The organism is Pseudarthrobacter sp. TRD_SC_9 (genome assembly GCF_055361265.1).
This window is the reverse complement of the sequence record NZ_CM143956.1, coordinates 1,973,555-1,994,171: the sequence shown is the minus strand read 5'-3', so window position 1 is coordinate 1,994,171 and position 20,617 is coordinate 1,973,555. Positions and strand designations below refer to the sequence as shown.

The 20,617-nt window shown below is 62.1% G+C and carries 20 protein-coding genes; 12 read left to right on the top strand and 8 right to left on the bottom strand.

All coding sequences use genetic code 11. From position 1 onward, the window contains the following. Positions 1 to 19: 19 nt before the first annotated feature. The gene (locus tag ACWA13_RS09330; RefSeq protein ID WP_463933487.1) at positions 20 to 325 is read right to left on the bottom strand and encodes an HPr family phosphocarrier protein; all 306 of its coding nucleotides are present in this window, start codon (positions 323 to 325) and stop codon (positions 20 to 22) included. 159 nt (positions 326 to 484) lie between these two features. On the opposite strand from ACWA13_RS09330, the gene ACWA13_RS09325 reads away from it, so the two are divergent. After that, the gene (locus tag ACWA13_RS09325; RefSeq protein ID WP_463933486.1) at positions 485 to 1,273 is read left to right on the top strand and encodes a GntR family transcriptional regulator; all 789 of its coding nucleotides are present in this window, start codon (positions 485 to 487) and stop codon (positions 1,271 to 1,273) included. Between the two features lie 68 nt (positions 1,274 to 1,341). Here the strand turns inward: ACWA13_RS09325 and qcrB are convergent, their stop codons facing one another. The 4 genes from qcrB to ctaE all read right to left on the bottom strand — a co-directional run bounded on the left by qcrB (position 1,342) and on the right by ctaE (position 5,680). After that, positions 1,342 to 3,012, bottom strand: coding sequence for a cytochrome bc1 complex cytochrome b subunit (gene qcrB / locus ACWA13_RS09320; RefSeq protein ID WP_463933484.1), 1,671 nt, complete (start codon positions 3,010 to 3,012; stop codon positions 1,342 to 1,344). Continuing rightward, a complete protein-coding gene (gene qcrA, locus ACWA13_RS09315; RefSeq protein ID WP_463933482.1) occupies positions 2,990 to 4,066 on the bottom strand; it encodes a cytochrome bc1 complex Rieske iron-sulfur subunit in 1,077 nt (358 codons plus the stop codon). Before qcrA ends, qcrB begins: the two co-directional genes overlap by 23 nt. A 99-nt stretch (positions 4,067 to 4,165) precedes the next feature. Next, positions 4,166 to 4,954 (bottom strand): cytochrome bc1 complex diheme cytochrome c subunit, encoded by a 789-nt coding sequence (gene qcrC / locus ACWA13_RS09310; protein ID WP_463933481.1) that lies wholly within the window; start codon positions 4,952 to 4,954, stop codon positions 4,166 to 4,168. An 87-nt stretch (positions 4,955 to 5,041) separates the two neighbouring features. Beyond that, positions 5,042 to 5,680, bottom strand: coding sequence for an aa3-type cytochrome oxidase subunit III (gene ctaE, locus ACWA13_RS09305; protein WP_463933479.1), 639 nt, complete (start codon positions 5,678 to 5,680; stop codon positions 5,042 to 5,044). Between the two features lie 172 nt (positions 5,681 to 5,852). On the opposite strand from ctaE, the gene trpD reads away from it, so the two are divergent. Next, complete coding sequence (trpD, locus tag ACWA13_RS09300; protein ID WP_463933478.1) at positions 5,853 to 6,887, top strand: anthranilate phosphoribosyltransferase; 1,035 nt, start codon at positions 5,853 to 5,855, stop codon at positions 6,885 to 6,887. A gap of 30 nt (positions 6,888 to 6,917) precedes the next feature. Here the strand turns inward: trpD and ACWA13_RS09295 are convergent, their stop codons facing one another. After that, complete coding sequence (locus ACWA13_RS09295) at positions 6,918 to 7,199, bottom strand: Lrp/AsnC family transcriptional regulator (protein WP_463933476.1); 282 nt, start codon at positions 7,197 to 7,199, stop codon at positions 6,918 to 6,920. A 69-nt stretch (positions 7,200 to 7,268) separates the two neighbouring features. Then, complete coding sequence (locus tag ACWA13_RS09290) at positions 7,269 to 7,682, bottom strand: DUF3054 domain-containing protein (protein WP_463933475.1); 414 nt, start codon at positions 7,680 to 7,682, stop codon at positions 7,269 to 7,271. Between the two features lie 90 nt (positions 7,683 to 7,772). On the opposite strand from ACWA13_RS09290, the gene ACWA13_RS09285 reads away from it, so the two are divergent. The 7 genes from ACWA13_RS09285 to manD all read left to right on the top strand — a co-directional run bounded on the left by ACWA13_RS09285 (position 7,773) and on the right by manD (position 16,501). Continuing rightward, positions 7,773 to 8,237, top strand: coding sequence for a VOC family protein (locus ACWA13_RS09285; RefSeq protein ID WP_463933474.1), 465 nt, complete (start codon positions 7,773 to 7,775; stop codon positions 8,235 to 8,237). 26 nt (positions 8,238 to 8,263) lie between these two features. Next, entirely contained in the window at positions 8,264 to 9,808 is a 1,545-nt protein-coding gene (locus ACWA13_RS09280) for a Re/Si-specific NAD(P)(+) transhydrogenase subunit alpha (RefSeq protein ID WP_463933473.1), read from the top strand. Continuing rightward, positions 9,805 to 11,208 (top strand): Re/Si-specific NAD(P)(+) transhydrogenase subunit beta, encoded by a 1,404-nt coding sequence (pntB, locus tag ACWA13_RS09275; RefSeq protein ID WP_463933472.1) that lies wholly within the window; start codon positions 9,805 to 9,807, stop codon positions 11,206 to 11,208. The genes ACWA13_RS09280 and pntB overlap by 4 nt, the downstream gene beginning before the upstream one ends. A gap of 99 nt (positions 11,209 to 11,307) precedes the next feature. Beyond that, complete coding sequence (locus ACWA13_RS09270; RefSeq protein WP_463933470.1) at positions 11,308 to 12,411, top strand: LacI family DNA-binding transcriptional regulator; 1,104 nt, start codon at positions 11,308 to 11,310, stop codon at positions 12,409 to 12,411. After that, positions 12,401 to 13,795, top strand: a complete 1,395-nt coding sequence (gene uxaC / locus ACWA13_RS09265; protein ID WP_463933468.1) for a glucuronate isomerase — start codon at positions 12,401 to 12,403, stop codon at positions 13,793 to 13,795. Before ACWA13_RS09270 ends, uxaC begins: the two co-directional genes overlap by 11 nt. Positions 13,796 to 13,797: 2 nt before the next feature. After that, positions 13,798 to 15,234, top strand: coding sequence for a mannitol dehydrogenase family protein (locus tag ACWA13_RS09260; RefSeq protein ID WP_463937896.1), 1,437 nt, complete (start codon positions 13,798 to 13,800; stop codon positions 15,232 to 15,234). Positions 15,235 to 15,271: 37 nt separating this feature from the next. Beyond that, the gene (manD, locus tag ACWA13_RS09255) at positions 15,272 to 16,501 is read left to right on the top strand and encodes a D-mannonate dehydratase ManD (RefSeq protein ID WP_463933466.1); all 1,230 of its coding nucleotides are present in this window, start codon (positions 15,272 to 15,274) and stop codon (positions 16,499 to 16,501) included. Positions 16,502 to 16,576: 75 nt separating this feature from the next. On the opposite strand, the gene ACWA13_RS09250 is transcribed toward manD, so the two are convergent. Then, positions 16,577 to 17,953, bottom strand: a complete 1,377-nt coding sequence (locus tag ACWA13_RS09250; protein ID WP_463933464.1) for an MFS transporter — start codon at positions 17,951 to 17,953, stop codon at positions 16,577 to 16,579. Between the two features lie 192 nt (positions 17,954 to 18,145). Between ACWA13_RS09250 and ACWA13_RS09245 the strand changes: the two genes are divergently transcribed. From ACWA13_RS09245 to ACWA13_RS09235, 3 genes are all read left to right on the top strand, one after another. Continuing rightward, entirely contained in the window at positions 18,146 to 18,547 is a 402-nt protein-coding gene (locus ACWA13_RS09245) for a RidA family protein (RefSeq protein WP_463933463.1), read from the top strand. A gap of 329 nt (positions 18,548 to 18,876) precedes the next feature. Next, positions 18,877 to 19,473, top strand: a complete 597-nt coding sequence (locus ACWA13_RS09240) for a hypothetical protein (protein ID WP_463933462.1) — start codon at positions 18,877 to 18,879, stop codon at positions 19,471 to 19,473. A gap of 61 nt (positions 19,474 to 19,534) precedes the next feature. Beyond that, positions 19,535 to 20,392: a class I SAM-dependent methyltransferase gene (locus ACWA13_RS09235; RefSeq protein ID WP_463933460.1), complete on the top strand. Its 858-nt coding sequence runs from the start codon at positions 19,535 to 19,537 to the stop codon at positions 20,390 to 20,392. The last annotated feature ends 225 nt before the right edge of the window (positions 20,393 to 20,617 follow it).

The window sequence follows — 20,617 nt, the reverse complement described above, 5'->3', positions numbered from 1 at the left end:
CGGACAGTACCTAAGGCCGCTAACTGCCGCTGTGGGACTCCAACAGCTCAACAAGCCCTTCCAGTGCCGCCACGGCCTGTTGGGCCGCTAGATCGTCCGCCAGGGCTGTTTCGTCAACCACCAGCTCCACCCTGCAGCCATAACCGAAGTCCGCTGTCATTACCTCGAGAAGAGAGCGGGCATCGACCCCCTCGGTGGACCCCATCTTCCGGATGACAACAGGCAGGCCCGTCTCGGTGACGGCACGGACGAATAGCGCCGCCGGACGGGCGTGCAGCCCAATACGGGCGGCCACGGTGCCACTGCGGACTGGCAAGGGAAGCATCCTCCTGGATCGATGAAGCGGACTGAAAAAAGTCTTGTCCAGAATACCGGCCATAGGCGATGCTTGGCAGCGGAAACGGGGGCGGCTGCGGGTGTCAGGTTGGTCTAGACCGGACCCATTAAGATTGAACTGTGGAATCGATAGCAGAAGTTCGCCGCCATGCCCACTGATGCCTACAAGGTGGCCGGCGCGATTGACCGGAACAGCGGCGTGGCCATTTACGTCCAGTTGCGTGAAATCCTCCGTGCGTACATCGTCGCCGCGTGCCCTCCCGGAGCGGCGTTGCCTTCCGAACGCGACCTGGCGGAGCGTTTCGGCCTGGCGCGGATGACAGTGCGTCAAGCTATCGACGCACTGGTGGGTGAAGAAGTTGTAGAGCGTGTGGTGGGCCTGGGTACGTTCGTCCGCAAACCCAAGCTCGATCTCCAGGTGAAGCTCACTTCCTATAGTGAGGAGATGCAACGCCGGGGGATGGTTCCGGCTGCCAGGGTCCTGAGCTTCGAGCAGACCGCTGCCAGCGCCTTTTTGGCGCGCGAACTGCAGCTCGAAGAGGGGACGCCTCTAGTCCGGTTCAGGCGCTTGCTTCTGGCTGACGGGGAGCCCATGAGCGTGGATGAGAACTTTATTCCCGCCCACCGCGTCCCGGGACTGTTGGACGGCGAGCCGCCTACATCGCTGTACAACGTGCTTAGTGAGCAATACGGGCTCGTGATGGAGTGGGGCGAGGACATGATTGAGGCAACCGCGGCTTCACCGTCCACAGCCCGGCTCCTCAACGTGGATGTGGGCGCACCGTTGCTCAAGATCCAACGTCACGCTTTCGTTGCCAGGGCGATGGTGGACTACTCGGTGTCCTACTACCGTGCTGACCGTTACAAACTGTGGGTTCCGCTGCAGCGGCCCGGCGCGCGTACTGCCCGGAATTACGGCGGAAACCGTGAGCGTTGAGCACCGGGGACGCAAAAGGCGGGTGTCGGTCCTGATGGACCGGCACCCGCCTTTGTATCTATTGTTCCTTAGTGGCTAAGGCTCTTGGTTTCCTCGGCGGACTCCACGGCATGGTGGCCGTGGCTGTGGGCGGCCGCCAGTTCGGCGGGGGTCACGGGTGCAACCCGATCCTCGAAGAACCACCTTGACAGGAGAGCGCGGCGCTTTTCCTTTTTGGTCACAATGCCGTGGTCGTTAGGAACGGCCGGCAAGGGTGCGGGGGACTCGAAGCCCACCAGCTTGTACAGCTTGTAGTCGTCAAGCGGAGCGTGAATTTCTTCAAACTCACCGTGCGGCAGGCGCACAATGCGTCCGGTCTCCCGGCCATGCAAGGCGATTTCGCGGTCCTTCAGTTGCAGCGCCAGGGCTACGCGCTTGGCGACTACGAAGCCGATAACCGGGCCGATGAAGAAGAGCACCCGGAGCCAGTACGTGACATCGTTCAGTGACACTGAGAAGTGAGTGGCAATGAGGTCAGAACCTGCCGCTGCCCACATAACGCAGTACCAGATGAAGCCGGCAACGCCAATGGCAGTACGCGTCGGTACGTTGCGGGGCCGATCAAGTACGTGGTGTTCGCGGTCGTCCTTGGTAACCCAGCGCTCAATCCACGGATACATGAACATCACGGTGAACAGGATGCCTGCAGGTACCAGTGCCGGAAGCAGAACGTTAAGCGTGAGCGTGTAGCCAAAGATGACGTATTCGAAGTGGAAGTCACCAATAACGCCGGGCATCAGGCGCAGGGCGCCGTCAACAAAGCCGATGTACCAGTCAGGCTGCGTACCCGCAGATACCGGGGAGGGATCATAAGGGCCGTAGTTCCAGATCGGGTTGATCGTGAAGAAGGCCGCCATCAGGGCAATAACGCCGAAGACGATGAAGAAGAATCCACCCGCCTTGGCTGCATAAACGGGCCCCAGGGGGTAGCCGACCACGTTGCCGTCGTTACGTCCCGGGCCGGGGTACTGGGTGTGCTTGTGAACAACCACCATAAAGAGGTGCAAAACGATCATCAGCAGAATCAGCGCAGGTACCAGGAGGATGTGCAGAACGTACAGGCGGCCGATGACGGCTGTGCCCGGGAACTCACCACCAAAGAGGAAGAACGAGATCCAGGTTCCGACTACCGGAATGGACTTGATGACGCCGTCGATGATGCGCAGGCCGTTGCCGGAGAGCAGGTCATCCGGGAGCGAGTAACCGGTGAAGCCGGCTGCCATGGCGAGGATCAGCAGTACGCCGCCCACCACCCAGTTCATCTCACGGGGCTTGCGGAATGCTCCCGTGAAGAACACTCGCAACATGTGCACGGCAATGGAGGCCACGAACAGCAGCGCCGCCCAGTGGTGTACCTGGCGCATGAACAGGCCGCCGCGGATATCGAACGAGATGTTCAGCGAGGAGCTGTATGCTACCGACATTTCGACGTTGCGCAGTTCCATGTAGGAACCCGTGTAATGCGTTTCCGCCATGGACGGATCAAAGAAGAACGTCAGGAAGGTGCCGGACAGCAGGAGGATGACGAATGAGTAGAGCGCCACTTCACCGAACATAAATGACCAGTGGTCAGGGAAGACCTTACGGCCGAACTCCCGCAGGATGCCTGATCCGCCGACGCGTTCGTCAACGAAGTTGGTGAGGCGCCCGGCTTTAGTTGTGGCGACGAATGCCGGTTCAGCTGTTGATTGCGCGCTCATGCTCATCACGCTCCCAGTAACTTGGTCCTACGGGTTCTTTGAAGTCGCTCGTGGCAACCAGGTAGCCTTCGTCGTCAACCGCGATGGGCAGCTGGGGGAGAGGGCGGCTGGCGGGCCCGAAGATGACCTTGCATTCCTGCGTGAGGTCGAAGGTGGACTGATGGCACGGGCACAGCAGGTGGTGTGTCTGCTGTTCGTAAAGTGCCACCGGGCAACCAACATGGGTGCAGATTTTGGAGTAGGCAACAATGCCGTTGTAACCCCAGTCTTCACGGCCTGTGGATGGGTTGAGCGAAGCGGGATCAAGGCGCATGAGCAATACCACTGCCTTGGCCTTCTCGTTCAGCTTGCCCTCATGGAGGTCGTTGAGACCTTCCGGAATCACGTGGAAGGCCGAGCCAATGGTGACGTCCGAGGCCTTAATGGGGGTGCCATCGGGGTCACGGGCAAGGCGTTTGAGGGTGCCACCTTCCGGTGCCCACATGGTATGCGCCAGCTTGTTGTCAGGACGGGGGCCGAGATCCCCGAAGATAGCCAGGGCAGGAAACGGGGCCAGGGCTACGGCACCCAAAAGGGTGTTGCGGATGAGGGGGCGTCGCTTGATGCCGGTTTCCTCGGCGATGTCGTCGACGATCCGGACTGCGGCCTGGCGGTCATCCTCAGTGCGGATTGCATGGCGCTCTTCCGACACTTCATGGTCCGGCATCAGGGCCTTGGCCCAGTGGACAATACCGGTTCCGATGCCAAGCATCGAAAATGCAGTACCCAGACCCAGCAGCATGTTCTGGAGGCGGAGGGCTTCGAGGTTCGACTCTTCGCCTACCCCAAGATCGATGGCAAAGTACGCCACCAGGAACACCAGGGTGCCAACAACAGAGGCACCGAAAAGGAGGGCCACCTGCCGTTCCGCCCGCTTTGCCGCTTTCGGGTCCGTGTCAGCCAGGCGCAGACGATGCGGAGGAAGCCCAGGATCCTGGAACTTCGCCACCTCATCCTGACCAGCCGTAGCTACGGTGCCCGAGTGGTTCGGACTGCCGTCACTATGGTTGCCCATAATTCGCCTCATCCTTCTCTCGTCCCGGCTTGTGCCGGGTTAGTTTTTTAATTCCAATACTGCTGGCATGCAGCAGAAGTTCTTGTTGGTGACGCGCACTTAGGAGGTGCGGGACGTCAGCCAGATAGTAAAACCAATGATGACGCCGAGGGCTGCAGTCCAGACGAACAGGCCTTCAGCAACCGGACCCAGCGAACCGAGGGCCAGACCGCCCGGAGTGGGGTTGGATTCAATGTTCTTGAGGAACGTGATGATGTCCCGCTTGCCCTCAGGGGTAATGTTCGAGTCGCTGAAGACGGGCATGTTCTGCGGGCCGGTAACCATGGCCTCGTAGATGTGCTTTTCGGAGACCCCCGCAAGGGCCGGGGCGTACTTGCCGCGGGTCAGCGCTCCGCCGGCAGCGGCAGCGTTGTGGCACATGGCGCAGTTCACGCGGAACAGCTCGCCGCCAGCGGCGGCATCGCCTTCGCCGTCGAGAAGAGCTTCTTCGGGGACGGCCGGACCGGCACCCAGCGAAGCCACATAGGCGGCAAGCTGCCTGGTCTGTTCGTCATTGAACTGCACAGGCTTCTGCTGGGCCTGCGGACCGTTCATCTGCATGGGCATGCGTCCGGTGCCAACCTGGAAGTCGACGGAGGCAGCGCCGACACCAACCAGTGACGGGCCGTCCTGTGTGCCGCTGGCACCCATACCGTGGCAGGTAGCGCAGTTGGCTTCGAAAAGCTTTCCGCCTTCTTCGGTATCTTTGGCGCTGTAGGTGGTGGTTTCCGCCTTGGCCTCATTAGCGGTGGTGGCTACTGCGTAGAGCCCACCAGTGACCAGGAGTCCCAGTAAGAGCAGCGCGATCGCTGCCAGAGGGTGACGTCGCTTCTGCGAGAGTGCCTTCACGTGGTGGTTCCTTTATTCGATCCTGCGTCGGCCTGTGGAGCCGCTTCTTGAAATTCTGCCTCTTGTAGAAAAAGAATCAAAGCTTGACTACTTGAGTACGTAGATGACCAGGAAGAGGCCAATCCACACTACGTCCACGAAGTGCCAGTAGTACGACGTGACAATTGCCGAGGTGGCCTCGAAGTGACCGAACTTCTTTGCTGCGAACGAGCGTCCGATGATGAACAGGAACGCGATGAGCCCGCCGATGACGTGCAGGCCGTGGAAGCCGGTGGTCATGTAGAAGGCCGAGCCGTAGGCATTGGAAGACAGGGACACGTGCTCGGAGACGAGCATGGCGTATTCCATCGTCTGGCCTGCCACGAAGAAGGCGCCCATGAGGAACGTCAGGGTGAACCACTCGTTCATGCCCCACCGGGCGAGCTGGAAGACTCCGCCCGTTTTGCGCGGCTGCAGGCGTTCGGCGGCGAAGACACCCATCTGGCAGGTGAAGGAGCTCGCCACGAGGACGATGGTGTTCACCAGGGCAAAGGGGAAGTTGAGCTTCGCTGTCTCATCAGCCCACATCTCGCCCGAAGTAGAGCGGAGGGTGAAGTACATGGCAAAGAGACCGGCGAAGAACATCAACTCGCTGGACAGCCACACTACGGTTCCAACAGAAACCATATTGGGGCGGTTCAGCGTGGGGTGCGCCGGGGTACTGGGGGCATGGGTCGCAGATGTCACATAGACATTATGTCTATAAAACTCCGTCCTGCCCAATGCGAACCGCCTTTTCGGGGGACTTTTTCTACAAAGACGCGAAATCGCGCGGAAAAGTTCCGAAGGGGGTGTGCATTGGTCAGGCATGCCTGCCCGTAGATAGCATCAGACTGTGATCTCACAGGCATCTACATCTATGACGGACAACACATGGCCGCGCCTTATTTCGGCGCTGATCAGTGGAAGCGACCTCACGTCGGATAACACTGCCTGGGCCATGGACAAGATAATGTCCGGCGAGGCCAGCCCGGCGCAGATTGCCGGTTTCCTGGTGGCATTGAGCGCCAAAGGCGAGACAGTCAACGAGATTTCGGGGCTGGCGGAGGCCATGCTGCTGCATGCCAACAAGCTGGAGATCGCAGGCGAGAAGCTGGACATCGTTGGTACCGGCGGCGACCAGCAGAACACCGTCAATATTTCGACCATGGCCGCACTTGTCGCAGCCGGCGCCGGGGCCCGGGTAGTCAAGCATGGAAACCGTGCCGCTTCCTCGTCGTCAGGGTCCGCAGACGTGCTTGAGGCATTGGGCGTCAGGCTGGACCTGCCAATTGACCGTGTTGCCCGGAATGCGGAGGAAGCGGGAATCACCTTCTGCTTCGCGCAGGTATTCCATCCCTCCTTCCGGCACACCGCAGTGCCACGCAAGGAACTTGCCATTCCTACCGCTTTCAATTTCCTTGGCCCCCTGACCAACCCGGCGCGGGTGCAGGCCTCGGCTGTCGGCGTCGCGAATTCCAGGATGGCCCCGCTGGTAGCCGGCGTCCTGGCCCAGCGCGGCAGCAGGGGACTTGTGTTCCGCGGTGACGACGGCCTGGACGAGCTCACCACCACAGGTCCGTCCACTGTCTGGGAGATCCGGGGCGGCCAGGTGACTGAATTGGCTTTCTCACCTGCCGACGTCGGAATTCCACTGGTGCGTCTGGCAGACCTTCGCGGGGGGGACGCCGCGGCGAACGCCGCCGTGGTCCGGGACGTACTGGCCGGAAAACCCGGCGCAGCCAGGGACGCGGTGATCTTGAATGCGGCGGCAGGCCTGGTTGCCTATGATCTTGACGCCGGAGGGTCCTTCATTGACCGCATGAGAAACGCCCTCGCCCGGGCAGCGGAATCCATTGACTCCGGTGCCGCCGAGGGTGTCCTCCAACAGTGGGTCGAGCTCAGCAGGGGCTAGTCCGGGAAGTCCACTGTGGCTCGAACCGTCCTACTGTTCGAAGCCCAGTGCGAAGGCGGCATCCAGATCGTGCTGTGAATATGCCCGGAACGCAATGTGCGTACTGGTGTGCACCACTGCCTCCACTTTCGACAACTTGTCCGCGATGACATCCGCGAGGTCCTCATGCCGGGCCACCCGCGCTACCGCAATCAGGTCCCACTCCCCGGTGACGGAGTACACCTCGCTGATCCCCTGAATGGCGGAGATCTCCTCTGCCGTCTCCGGTATGCGCGAGGCGTCGGTCTTGATCAGGACAAAGGCGGTGATCACAAAAAATCCCTTCGGATCAGTTCGCCGGCGGCCGCCGGTGGGTGTGCTTCCTGCAGCCAGCCTATTACATCAGGCCCGCGCACGGCGGTTGGCAAATCGGGCCAGCCCGGCCAGCAATATGCGGTAGCCGACAAGCAGGAGTCCGAGGGAAACCAAAGCGACGATGACGAATGCCGGAACGACGCTCTGGCCCGTCAGGAGGCGCAGCACCATGCCGATGACGACGCTGCCCAGCCAGACCGGAATGCCCGCAGCCACCACCGCGAAAGGGCGGTGCCACAGCCGCAAGGCCAACCAGCCGACCGCCGCACCAACCAGGAACGGCCAGGCTGTGAGGAATACGCCGGTCACCACATCACCACGTTCATGCGCGTCCCGTCCGATGGCTGCGAACACCAGGATCAGGACGAAATCCACGACGGCGGCAATCGCCGCGGGCGCGCGGCCGGTGGTTTTGGTGGCGGCTGATGTTGGCGTGGTCATGGCCTTGAGTTTAATGCCCGTCACCCGAGGCGCAGATACCGTTGTGTGGTCAGTCACAGCGGGATAGTCTCAAGCCGGGAGGAGCCGACCATGGAAAAGATCACCACGTGTCTCTGGTTTCAGCATGAGGCAGAAGAGGCAGCCGGTTTTTATACGTCAATATTCAGGGACTCGGAGGTCCGACACGTGGCGCGCATGCCGGACGGCGGGGTCCTGACTGTCGATTTCGAGCTTGCCGGCCGGAGTATCCTGGCGCTGAACGGGTCACGCGGGGCGGACTTCACCGAGGCGTTCTCGCTGGTGGTCCACTGCGAGTCCCAGGAGGAACTGGACCGCTACTGGGCCTCGTTGCTGGCGGGCGGGGGTCAGGAGAGCATGTGCGGCTGGCTCAAGGACAGGTTCGGGTTGTCGTGGCAGATTGTCCCTGAGGTTCTGGGGTCGCTGATCGGTGGGCCCGACCCTGAAGGGGCGCAGCGCGCGGTGCAGGCAATGCTGGGGATGCGGAAGATGGACATCGCAGCCCTCCAGAAGGCATACGACGGCAGGCAGGATTGACGCCCCACGTTGATGAGGGGGAGGGCATGACCCGGATCGGGATAGTGGCCGAAGTCAGCGGAGAGACCAGGGTTGCGGCCACCCCCGCCACCGTCAGGCAGTTGGCCAAACTCGGCTACGACGTAGTGGTTGAGGAGGGTGCCGGTGCCCGGGCGTCTTTTCCGGACAACGCCTACGCGGAGGCAGGGGCGCTGATAGTCGGTGGCGCAGAGGCATGGGCGAGCGGGGTGGTACTCAAGATCAACCCGCCCACTACCGCAGAAATTGACCGGATCGCGGCGGGGGCCACCCTCATCGGACTGCTGACTCCGTCACTTCGCCCCGATCTTGTGGATGAGCTGGCGGCACGCCCCATCACTGCACTGGCGCTGGATGCCGTACCGCGCATTTCCCGGGCCCAGTCGATGGATGTCCTGAGCTCCATGGCGAACATCGCAGGTTACCGGGCCGTTATTGAGGCTGCCCATGAATTCGGCCGGTTCTTCACGGGCCAGGTCACCGCGGCAGGCAAAGTGCCACCGGCGAAAGTCCTGGTTGCCGGGGCAGGAGTGGCAGGCCTCGCAGCAATCGGCGCCGCAAGCAGCCTTGGTGCGATCGTGCGGGCAACTGATCCCCGGCCGGAGGTTGCTGACCAGGTGAAGTCCATTGGCGGCGTCTATCTCAAGGTTGAGGTGGATGAAATAATGACCTCCTCGGATGGCTACGCCAGGGCCACCAGCGAGGATTATGACCGGCGCGCTGCGGAAATTTACTCGGAGCAGGCCCTCGATGTGGACATTATTATTACCACCGCGCTGATTCCCGGCCGTCCGGCTCCTAAGCTGCTGACCGCTACAGACGTGGCAAGTATGAAGCCGGGCAGTGTCATCGTGGATATGGCCGCGGGTCAGGGCGGAAACGTGGAAGGTTCCGTGGCCGGTGAGCGCGTGGTTACCGCGAACGGCGTCGTTATTCTGGGTTATACCGATCTTCCCGGCCGGTTGCCGGCCCAGGCCTCGCAGCTGTACGGCACCAACTTGCTGAACTTGCTGAAACTCCTGACAAAAAACAAGGACGGAAAGCTGGCCATTGACTTCGACGACGTTGTCCAGCGTTCGGTCACCGTTGTCCGGAACGGGGAAAAAACCTGGCCACCCCCGCCGGTCCAGGTTTCCGCCGCGCCTGCGCAGGCATCACAGCCGGTCCACTCCGGCACGGCTGCCGCGAAGAAACAAAGCCTTGGGCCTGTTGGGAAGGGCGTCCTTTTGGCCGCAGGGGCCGCCGGACTTTTCGGAGTCAACGTTGTGGCGCCGCCGCCGCTGCCGCAGCATTTCACGGTCCTCGTACTGTCCGTTGTCGTTGGCTTCTACGTCATTGGCAAGGTCCACCATGCCCTGCACACTCCGCTGATGTCCGTCACCAACGCCATTTCAGGAATCATCGTGGTGGGAGCATTGCTGCAAGTGACATCCGGCACCCCTGCTGTCCAGGTCCTGGCCGCCGTGGCAGTCCTCCTGGCCAGCATCAACATCTTCGGCGGCTTCGCCGTTACCAGGCGCATGCTCGCCATGTTCTCCAAGGCAGAGAAATGATCAACGCGGGCTCCGTTGCAGGTGCCTCATATATTGTGGCCGCCGTCCTTTTCATTTTTAGCCTTGCCGGCCTGAGCAAGCATGAGACCGCCCGCGGGGGAGTCAACTACGGCATCTCAGGCATGGCAATAGCGCTGGCCGCCACAATCTGGCTGGCTCTCGAAGGTGCCGGGGACTCAGAGGGCGGGCGGACCGGGATAGGCCTTCTTGCAGGCGCCGTGCTGGTAGGCGCTGCCATCGGGTTGTGGCGGGCCCGAAAGGTGGAGATGACCGGCATGCCGGAGCTGATTGCCCTCCTTCACAGCTTCGTAGGCATTGCAGCCGTCATCGTGGGCTGGAACGGCCACCTTGAGGCTCCGCAGCTGTCTGCGGAACTGGCCGCGGTCCACCATGCCGAGGTGTTTATCGGTGTTTTCATCGGTGCTGTGACTTTTACGGGCTCGATTGTGGCGTTCCTGAAGCTGTCCGCACGGATGAAGTCAGCGCCCTTGATGCTGCCGGGGAAGAACGCCATCAACCTCGGCGTGCTCGTGGCGTTTGTGGTGCTTACCGTCTGGTACGTCAACGACTCGCAGCTGTGGCTCCTGATACTTGTAACACTTCTGGCGCTGGGGCTGGGTTGGCACCTGGTTGCTTCCATCGGCGGTGGTGACATGCCCGTTGTCGTCTCCATGCTCAACAGTTACTCGGGCTGGGCCGCAGCTGCTGCCGGCTTCCTGCTCAACAACGACCTGCTCATAGTTACCGGAGCCCTCGTGGGTTCCTCCGGTGCCTACCTTTCCTACATCATGTGCAGGGCAATGAACCGTTCCTTCCTGTCGGTCATCGCCGGCGGCTTTGGTATTGCGGGGCCGAAGAGCGGCGAGTCCGATTTTGGCGAGTACCGTGAAATTTCGGTACAGGACGCGGCCGATATGCTCTCTGGTGCGTCCAGCGTGGTGATCACTCCTGGTTATGGCATGGCTGTAGCGCAGGCGCAGTACCCCGTGGCGGAATTGACGCAGAAGCTCCGTGAGCGCGGCGTCGACGTGCGCTTTGGTATTCACCCGGTGGCCGGACGCCTGCCCGGACATATGAACGTGCTCCTGGCCGAGGCCAAGGTTCCCTACGACATCGTCCTGGAGATGGACGAAATCAATGATGACCTCAAGGGGACCTCGGTGGTACTGGTCATCGGAGCCAACGACACCGTGAACCCGGCCGCGGCCGAGGACCCGGGCAGTCCCATTGCCGGAATGCCGGTGTTGCACGTGTGGGAGGCAGAGAACGTCATCGTCTTCAAGCGCTCGATGGCTGCCGGATACGCCGGCGTGCAGAACCCGCTGTTTTTCCGCGAAAATTCGCACATGCTCTTCGGCGATGCCAAACAGCGCGTCGAGGACATCCTGCGGGAGTTTTGACCCGCGGGCTATTGCAAACGTTCGATTCATCTGACAGAGTCGTCCAATAATGACAACCGGTTGCCAAAAATTGGCAAATTTGTTTCCGTAAGGACGGGCATGAGCAAAGCCAGCATTCGTCCGAACCCCACTATCTACGACATCGCAAAGGTCGCCGGGGTGAATCCTTCCACGGTTTCGAGGGCACTCAATAAGCCGGACCGAGTCAGCGCCAGGACCCGGGAGCTCGTGCGGGACGCGGCGGCCCGGCTTAATTTCCAGGCGAACCCGCATGCGCGGGCCCTGTATACAGGCCGGACAGAAAACCTGGGACTGATCCTGGCGGATATTACCAACCCGACGTTCTTCGACGTCATCCGCTCCGCCCAGTCGATGGCCAACGGGCGCAACTACACGATGATGGTGGCCGAATCCGCAGAGTCGCCGGACCTGGAGCTCACCGCTGCCACCAGAATGCAGTCCGTCGTGGACGGTTTGATCCTGGCCAGCCCCCGCATGGACGATGACCACATCAGGGAGTTGGCAACGATCAAGCCACTTGTCGTCATCAACCGAGACGTCGAAGGCATTCCATGCGTGGTCCCCGATGTTGACGGCGGCATTGGTGCCGCTGTCCGCACCCTCGCAGAAGGTGGACACCGCAAGCTCGCCTTTGTGGCAGGCCCTGCCCAATCCTGGATGTCCATCCGTCGATGGGAAGGCGTGCTTACGGCCTGCGAATGGTCCGGAATCCAAGCCGTCCGGCTGGGATCCTCAAAGCCAACAGTCGACGGCGGCAGGAAGGTCGCCCGCCAGGTCCGGGACAGTGAGGCAACGGCCGTTATCGCCTACAACGACCTGCTGGCCATCGGTCTTATGCAGGAGCTGCAGGCCGCGGGGGTGTCCATTCCCGGCGACATCAGCATCGTCGGCTTTGACGATATTTTCGGCGCTGACTTTACGACTCCACCGCTCTCCACCATCCGCTCACCGTTATCCTCCTGCGGCACCATGGCAGCGACGATGCTCCTCGAGCTGCTGGACGCCACACCCGCACGCACCCGGACACTATACGTCGACACGGAGCTGATTCTCCGGGGTTCCAACGGACGGCTGTCTGACGCTGAGCGGCCCCGCATGCCTAGACCCGCGGTGCCTAGACCGGCAGCGCCAATGCCGGGAACCAACCTATTTCTCCACCGAAAGGACAACGATGCCTGCTAACCATGATCGCCTCCTGCCGGCAGACCCTGGAACGCGGGGCATTGCACGCGATCTTCTCCACCGTGTCCAGGACCTGCCGATCATTTCTCCGCACGGCCACGTCGCTGCCGCAGTTATCGAGCAGAATTGCCCTTTCCCTGACCCGGCGGCGCTGCTGGTCAGCACGGACCACTATGTAACCCGGTTGATCCATTCCAGCGGGGTTCCCCTGGACAGACTGCTGTCCGCCAATGGTTCTGCGCCCGAGCCGCGTAGTGTGTGGCAGGAATTCTGCAAGGCCTGGCCGCTCTTTGAAGGCACGGCCTCCGGCTACTGGATCCGCAACCAGCTCCAGGAGGTATTTGGGCTCCAGGAGGAGATCAGCGCCGAAACGGCGGACGCCAGCTACGACGCTATTTCCAGCCGGTTGCAGGAGCCCGGGTTCCGGCCACGCCAGCTGTTCAAGGACTTTAACATCGAGGTGCTGGCTACCACTGACGATCCCTTGGACTCATTGGCCAGTCACGAAGCAATCACTGTGGATCCCACTTTCCACGGCCGCGTCCTGCCTACCTTCCGGCCGGACGCGTACCTCAATACTGCCGGCCCCGACTGGTCCGAGAACGTGGACCGCCTCATCGCGGCAGCGGGCGACGGCGCCACGGGTTATGCCGGCTACATTGCGGCACTGGAGAGCCGCCGTCGATATTTCAAGGAGCACGGCGCCGTCTCCGCCGATCATGGCGTCCGGACCCCTGCCACGCTGAAACTTCCCGTGGCCGATGCGGCCAACCTCTTTGACCGGGCGCGCTCCGGGCGGGCCACAACCGAAGACCGCAATGCGTTCGAGGCGCACATGATGTACCAGATGGCGCGCATGTCGGTGGAGGACGGCCTGGTTATGACCATCCATCCCGGTTCCTACCGCAACCACCATGGGCCGTCCTTCGAAACTTTCGGCCCCGACACCGGACACGACATTCCCGTCGCCACAAGCTACACGGAGGCCCTCAGGCCGCTGCTGCAGGATTTTGGCACCACCAAGGGTTTCCACCTGGTGCTGTTCACCCTCGACGAGACAGCGTTCTCCAGGGAACTGGCGCCGCTCGCAGGCTTCTACCCGTCTGTCTACCTCGGCGCCCCATGGTGGTTCCTGGATGCACCGGATGCCATGCTGCGGTTCCGCTCCGCCGTCACGGAGACCGCCGGTTTTTCCAGGTCCTCCGGATTTATCGATGACACCCGTGCCTTCTGCTCCATCCCCGCCCGCCATGACGCCTCGCGCCGAATCGAAGCAGCGTTCCTGGCCCGCCTGGTGGCAGAACACCGCGTCAGCGAGGAACGGGCACACGATATCATTGTCGATCTGGTGGATGCGGCCCCCCGGCGGGTCTTCAAGCTGTGAGCATTAAACTGGACCGCGAGGTGCCACAACTGAGCCGGACTTTGCATCCCTCGACCACGGCGCCGGTGCGCATTGTCCACCTTGGGCTGGGCGCGTTCCATCGTTCACATCAGGCCTGGTACACCTCCCGTGCCGGTGACGCAGGGGAGTGGGGAATCGCTGCCTTCACCGGCCGGCGTCCGGACGCCGCCCTGGCTCTTGCCCCGCAGGATGGCCTGTTCACGGTGGTGGAACGCGGCAGCAGCGGCGACTCTTTCGAAGTCGTGGACAGCATTGTTGAAGCGGTCGACGGTGCAGATGTGCGGCGACTGGCGGAACGGGTGGCCGCCCCGGCCACTGCAGTCGTCACGCTGACCATCACGGAAGCCGCCTACCCTTTGGGGCCGGACGGCGAGCTGGACAAAAACGCGTCCGACGTCGGAACCGACCTGGCGCTGTTGGCCGCCGGGCGGGAGTACCCGAGGACGCCGTTGGGACGTCTGGTGTTTGGCCTTGCAGCACGCCGGGCCGCCGGTACAAATCCACTTGCGGTTGAGTGCTGCGACAACCTGGCCAATAACGGTGGTGTGGCCCGGCGGACTGTCACCGGGCTGGCGGAGGCGTGGGACCCCGCACTGGGCGATTGGATCCGCGGCAACGTCAGCTTTGTGAGTACTTCCGTGGACCGGATCACGCCGCACGCAACGAGTGCGGATGCCGCCGTCGTACGCGAGACCTGTGGTTACCTGGACAACGCCCCGGTTGTGGCCGAACCCTTTTCCAACTGGGTACTCAGCGGCGACTTCCCGGCGGGACGGCCCCGCTGGGAGGATGCGGGCGCGGTGTTCGTGGACCGGATCGAGCCTTACGAGAACCGGAAGCTGAGACTCCTTAACGGCGCCCATTCTCTCCTCGCGTATACGGGGCAGTTGATGGGCCACACTACGGTGGCGGAGGCATTGGCAGAACCTGTCTGCCGGCGGGCCGTCGAGGAATTCTGGGACGAGGCTGGGCGCAGTCTCTCCACTTCGGGGGAGAACTCCGGGGACAGCGGCGCAAACCTACACCTCCCGGAGTACCGTGCCGCGCTGCTGCAACGCTTCGGCAACACCCGGATCGCCCACCACCTGGCCCAGATCGCCAGGGACGGGAGTACCAAGCTGCGCATGCGCGCGCTTCCGGTCCTGACGGCAGAACGCTCAGGAGGCAGGGCCGGGCTGGCCGGGGCCCTGATGGTGGCGGCGTGGATGGACTACACCTTGATGACCTCCGCGTTCCAGGATTCGCAGGCATCTGAAGTGAAGGCCACGCACCGTCTCCCGGAGGCCGAGCAGACCCGCAGCCTGTTGGCTTTGCTTGACCCTGCGTTGGCACTGGACGACGCGGTGGTCCGATTGATCGTAAACCTGCGCGGAACGTTCCGTCCGCCGGTATTTGCCTCCCAGACCAAAACTTTTTGAACCAGCACCCTGTGCACCAGCCCTGAAAGGATCTGCCGTGAAGATTATTGCTGCGGAAGTTTTTGTGACGAGTCCGTCGCGGAACTTTGTGACCCTGCGCATTACCACCGAGGACGGTGTGACCGGTATCGGCGACGCCACACTCAACGGCCGCGAACTGGCCGTAGCCGCCTATTTGAAGGAGCATGTTGCGCAGCTTCTTATCGGGAAGGACCCGCACCGGATCGAGGATACCTGGCAGTTCCTCTACCGCTCCTCCTACTGGCGGCGTGGCCCGGTAACCATGGCCGCCATCGCAGCCGTGGACATGGCCCTGTGGGACATCAAAGGCAAGATGGCCGGGATGCCGGTATACCAATTGCTGGGTGGGGCATCCCGGACCGGCTTGCGTGCCTACGGACACGCGTCAGGTGCCGATATTCCGTCGCTGTTCGATTCAGTCCGCGAACACCTGGAACTTGGCTACAAGTCGGTACGGATCCAGACCGCAGTTCCCGGGATCAAGGCGTTGTATGGGGTCGCCGCGCAGGCGCAAGCCTCCGGCGAGCGCTATGACTACGAGCCCGCCGGCAGGGGCGCATACCCCCAGGAGGAAGACTGGGACACCCGAGCGTATCTGCGGCATCTGCCCTCGGTATTTGAAGCGGTCCGGAACGAGTTTGGACCTGAGCTGCCGTTGCTTCATGACGGGCATCACCGGATGACGCCCATCCAGGCCGCGAAGCTGGGCAAGGCATTGGAGCCCTATGACCTGTTCTGGCTGGAGGACTGCACCCCGGCGGAAAACCAGGAAGGCCTGCGCCTGGTCCGCCAGCACACCACCACGCCGCTGGCCATTGGCGAAATCTTCAACACTGTGTGGGACTTCCAGACCATCATCAGGGAACAGCTGATCGACTATGTCCGTGCAGCTTCGACACATTTCGGTGGTATTTCGCCGCTGAAGAAGGTCATGGATTTCGCAGCGCAGTACCAGATCAAGTCCGGCTTCCACGGACCCACTGACATCTCCCCTGTGGGGTTCGCCGCGCAGTTGCACGTGGGGTTGGCGATCCACAATTACGGGATCCAGGAATACATGCAACACTCACCGGCCACCAATACGGTGTTCGAACAATCCATGACTTTTGTGGACGGCTACCTGCACCCGGGCGATCAGCCTGGCATCGGCGTCGAATTTAACGAAGAAGCCGCTGCCGCGTACCCCTACCAGCAGGCATACCTTCCCTACAACAGGCTGGTTGACGGCACCGTCCACGACTGGTGATAGGACGGGCGGACCGCACGGCGCGCTGCCGGCAGTCCGCCCGTTAGTCCTGCCTACTGCAGCCGTTCAGGCTCGTTAGCTCTTGACTGCTCGCGATGGAGCCTTGTGAGCTTCGAGGTCCTCGAGTGACTTGCCCTTAGTGTCCGGGGACAGGAAAGTGGCAACCGCCGCGATGAGGCAGATTCCGAATGTGATCGATCCGATGACGATCGGAACGTTTGAAGTCCCCGGAGGAGCCACCAGCGTGAAGATGCTCGGGAAGAACGATGCGATCATGAGTCCGATGTTCTGGGACACCGCGAACCCCGTGACGCGGATCCGGGTGGGGAACTGCTCCTGGAAGAACGTGGCGAACGTGGCGTTCCACATCTGGAAGAAGATGCCCTGGACAATGACGACGCAGACGAACACAAGAACAAGGCTCCTCTGGTCGATGGCCCACAGGTAACCGCACGTCAACAGCCCGCCGCCGAGTCCACCAGCCACCATGAGGGTCCGTCGGCCGATCTTGTCAGACAGGGCTCCAAACATGGGGATCGTTGCAACTGCAGCCAGGTTTGCCACGAGCGTCACCCATAGGAAGTCGCTGCTGGTGAAGCCGATGCCATAACCCTCCTGCGTCGCGTAGGAAACGCCGAAGATGAGGGTTGCCATGCCGATGACGTTGGTGAAGGTCATCGTGACACAGCGGACCAGGACCCAGGGATGGGAGCGCAGGAGTTCAACAAGAGGGAACCGGCGCTTGGGGGCGTCTGCTCCGGACTGCGCCAGGTACGCCGGGGGCTCCTGGACGCGACGACGGATGATGTAGCCGGCCAGGATGACGAAGGCGCTGAGCAGGAACGGGATGCGCCAGCCCCAGGACTGGAACTCTTCCTCGGGAAGGAGTGCCGCCAGCGGCAGCAGGACGGCGGTGGCCAGGATCGAGCCAACCTGTGTGCCTTGCAGGCTGAAGCTGGCAAAGAAGCCGCGGCGGGCATCGGGGGAATGCTCGACAATCATCGCGCTGGCGCCGCCGAGCTCGCCTGCAACCGCAAAGCCCTGGATCAGGCGGAGGATCACCAGCAGGATGGGCGCCAGGATTCCGACCTGTCCGTAGGTGGGCAGGAGCCCCACAGCGAAGGTCGCGAAACCCATGAGCAGCATGGCGGCGACGAGGACCTGCTTGCGGCCGTGCTTGTCTCCGTAGGCACCTAGGACAACGGCACCCAGCGGGCGTGACACATACCCGACGGCATAGGTCGCCAGCGAGGCGATGATGGCGACGGTGGTGTTCTGGCCCGGAAAGAAGATAGCCGGAAAAACGAGGGTTGCGGCGAGTCCGTACAACGCGAAGTCGTAGTACTCGAGGGCTCCTCCGATCCAGCCGCTCATGGCGGCCTTTTTCGGGTCCCTGCCTCCTGCACCGGTTTCGAGGTTGGAGAGCTCATGCCCTTGGGTCGTGCTGGTCATTCGCTGATTTCCTTCGTCATCATTGGCAAGGAGCCGGAATCATTAGTACCGAACGGTCTTCGTGATTTTGACTGGTCGAAACCCAGCCGCCACGGAGTTTGAATCGATTCACAAGCATAGGTAGTGATGAGGCTTACGTCAAAGCGCCAGGAAAGTGGCGCCACGGCGCTCCGGCTGTGAGAGCATACCGGCATGGCATCCATCCAGCGCATCCGTCCCGCAGGTCTCGTCTCAAGCCCGGCCTTCAGCCACGTCGCCATTGTGCCGCCCGGCGCCACCACGATCTACGTGGGTGGCCAGAACGCCGTCGACTCCGAAGGGTCCCTGATAGGGGAGGGGGACGTTGGAGTTCAATCCGCAAGGGCACTGGAGAATGTCAAGACCGCACTGGCCGCTGCAGGCGCCTCCTTGAATGATGTTGTGCAATGGAATGTGCTTTTCGTGGACGGCGTTGACATTGGCTCCGGGTACGGTGCAATCGCGTCCGAATTGGCGTCTGATGAACCAGCCCTGGTAACGGCGGCGCGGGTGGCCGGACTGGGAGTACCCGGCGCCCTCGTCGAGATCAGTGCGGTGGCGGCCGTCCTGCAGTAACTCAACCGTCAAAGCTTCCGGATTCAGCCACACTGAGCGGATATTTGGAGGTCCATGCACGCTCCTGAGCCAACGTAACTTCCTCGACGCCGAGTGCAGCCATCACCTGTTCGCGAAGGCATACTTGAGGCATGGTCACAGCACCGAAAATTCCCCCGCCCACGGTGCTCGAGGCCTTTGACGCGTTGGAGACACCGGTGCGGATACCCGGGGGGCGAGGGCTGACCTGGCGGTCCGGGCGGGTCGTGCTGCGTCCTACAGCTGACCGCGTGGAAGCGGCATGGAAGTCTGAAGTCCTGGATCGTATCGGCAGTTCCCCTAGGTTTACAGTGCCGCGGCCTATCAGAGACCATCGCGGAGAATGGGTCCACGACGGTTGGCAGGCAAGCGAGTGGATACCGGGCGCCGCAAACGAGACGCGGGTGGGGGATGTCATCCGTGCAGGAGAGGAGTTCCACCGTGCCATTGCCGGACTGCCGTGCCCGGCCTTCATCGCGGTCTCGGATGACCCGTGGAGCAATGCTGACCGGATTGCCTGGGGCGAGGCGGATCGGCCTGCAGGGGAGCTTCTGGCGCGGCTGGTGGGGGAGTATCGGTCGCTTAGTGCGTCCTCGCAGGTTATCCACGGCGATCTTTTGGGCAACGTACTGTTTTCTGGGGCACGTCCGCCTGGCATCATCGACTGGGCACCGTACTGGCGTCCAGCTGGACTCGGATCAGCAATAGTCGCGGTCGACGCAGCGTGCTGGCACGGGTATCCGCTTCAGGTGCTCGCTGGGCAGCAGGGCATTCCGCACTGGCGTCAGTTGCTGCTCAGGGCCCTTGTTTTCCGGATAGCGACTCTCGTCCTGCTGGGGTCTTGGGACGACTCGCAAATTCACAGGCACGCACCGGTAGCGGCCGCGGTTATTGCGCTGGCGGATTAGCGCATCAACGGCGGCGTATGTCGGAGAGCGGCGGGGAGGATGCGTATGCCAGACTCGGCTCATGACTAACGAGCCGTTGGCGATCGAATGGCACTCTGCCCGTTCCAGCAACCGTGATAACTGGGAAGACCGGGTTCCACTGCACGAAGCGGCCTACCCGGTCAGCGCTCTGGACGATCCTGGCCATCTGACCGGCGTGGTCCGTACAGACCTGTCTGCTCTGGCCCCATTCCTCCCTGACCGCACCGTTTCGGGTTTGGATGTTTGCCATCTGCAGTGCCACATCGGTACCGATACGTTGTCCCTAGCGCGGGCGGGGGCCCGGGTCACCGGTGTTGATTTCTCTCCGGCAGCCCTGGAATCCGCGGCTCGGCTTGCAATGCGGCTGGGGATCGAAGCGAAGTGGGTAGAGGCCGACGTACTCGAAGCCCGTGCCGCGGTGGAAGGCGATTTCGACCTGGTTTACACCAGCATCGGCACGATCACTTGGCTTCCGGACCTGGAACGCTGGGCCGGGCAGGTGGCGGCGTTATTAAGAACTGGCGGCACGTTCTACATTCGGGATGGGCATCCTTCCCTCTACACGATTGATGAGAACGCGGAGGGACTGCAGGTCCGCTACCCATACTTCGGCGACGGTCGTGCGCTGGTTTGGGACGACGATTCCACTTATGCCGGAGACGGCAAGGTGGAACACTCCAGGACTTATGAATGGGCGCATCCGATCTCCGAGATCCTCAACTCGCTAATCGGGGCCGGACTGCAAATTCTGCGCGTTGACGAGGGCAAGACGTTGCCGTGGAAATTCAGTTCGCGGATGGTTGAAGTCCCCGCCGGGTTCGCCTGGCCCGAAGCTGAGCGCGCGCTCGTGCCCTGTACCTACACGATTGTGGCAAGGAAGACGCAGAAACAGGCATAGGTGGTCCGGGAGACTGACGATCTTCCTCGGGTTCATCGCTAACGTGGCAGGCAGCGATGCCGAACCGTCCGGTCCGGTTGGCCGACGGCAGAGGAGACGACGCAAAACCAGAACGACGGCGATTGCGGCGTCCAAGTGGCGTGGCAGTAGATCGATCACGGTGAGCTTCACTCATGGAACTTACGGTGGAGCCATGGAACGCAGTTCCTACGCGCGGGTCCTCGA

What these genes read in the sequence shown, in the direction of transcription:
- ACWA13_RS09270 (WP_463933470.1), top strand. Translation starts at nt 11,308, where the DNA reads ATGAGCAAAGCCAGCATTCGTCCGAACCCCACTATCTACGACATCGCA.
- ACWA13_RS09235 (WP_463933460.1), top strand. Translation starts at nt 19,535, where the DNA reads ATGACTAACGAGCCGTTGGCGATCGAATGGCACTCTGCCCGTTCCAGC.
- qcrB (WP_463933484.1), bottom strand. Translation starts at nt 3,012, where the DNA reads ATGAGCGCGCAATCAACAGCTGAACCGGCATTCGTCGCCACAACTAAA.
- ACWA13_RS09285 (WP_463933474.1), top strand. Translation starts at nt 7,773, where the DNA reads ATGGAAAAGATCACCACGTGTCTCTGGTTTCAGCATGAGGCAGAAGAG.
- ACWA13_RS09250 (WP_463933464.1), bottom strand. Translation starts at nt 17,953, where the DNA reads ATGACCAGCACGACCCAAGGGCATGAGCTCTCCAACCTCGAAACCGGT.
- pntB (WP_463933472.1), top strand. Translation starts at nt 9,805, where the DNA reads ATGATCAACGCGGGCTCCGTTGCAGGTGCCTCATATATTGTGGCCGCC.
- ACWA13_RS09325 (WP_463933486.1), top strand. Translation starts at nt 485, where the DNA reads ATGCCCACTGATGCCTACAAGGTGGCCGGCGCGATTGACCGGAACAGC.
- qcrA (WP_463933482.1), bottom strand. Translation starts at nt 4,066, where the DNA reads ATGGGCAACCATAGTGACGGCAGTCCGAACCACTCGGGCACCGTAGCT.
- ACWA13_RS09290 (WP_463933475.1), bottom strand. Translation starts at nt 7,682, where the DNA reads ATGACCACGCCAACATCAGCCGCCACCAAAACCACCGGCCGCGCGCCC.
- ACWA13_RS09330 (WP_463933487.1), bottom strand. Translation starts at nt 325, where the DNA reads ATGCTTCCCTTGCCAGTCCGCAGTGGCACCGTGGCCGCCCGTATTGGG.
- trpD (WP_463933478.1), top strand. Translation starts at nt 5,853, where the DNA reads ATGACGGACAACACATGGCCGCGCCTTATTTCGGCGCTGATCAGTGGA.
- ACWA13_RS09280 (WP_463933473.1), top strand. Translation starts at nt 8,264, where the DNA reads ATGACCCGGATCGGGATAGTGGCCGAAGTCAGCGGAGAGACCAGGGTT.
- uxaC (WP_463933468.1), top strand. Translation starts at nt 12,401, where the DNA reads ATGCCTGCTAACCATGATCGCCTCCTGCCGGCAGACCCTGGAACGCGG.
- ACWA13_RS09245 (WP_463933463.1), top strand. Translation starts at nt 18,146, where the DNA reads ATGGCATCCATCCAGCGCATCCGTCCCGCAGGTCTCGTCTCAAGCCCG.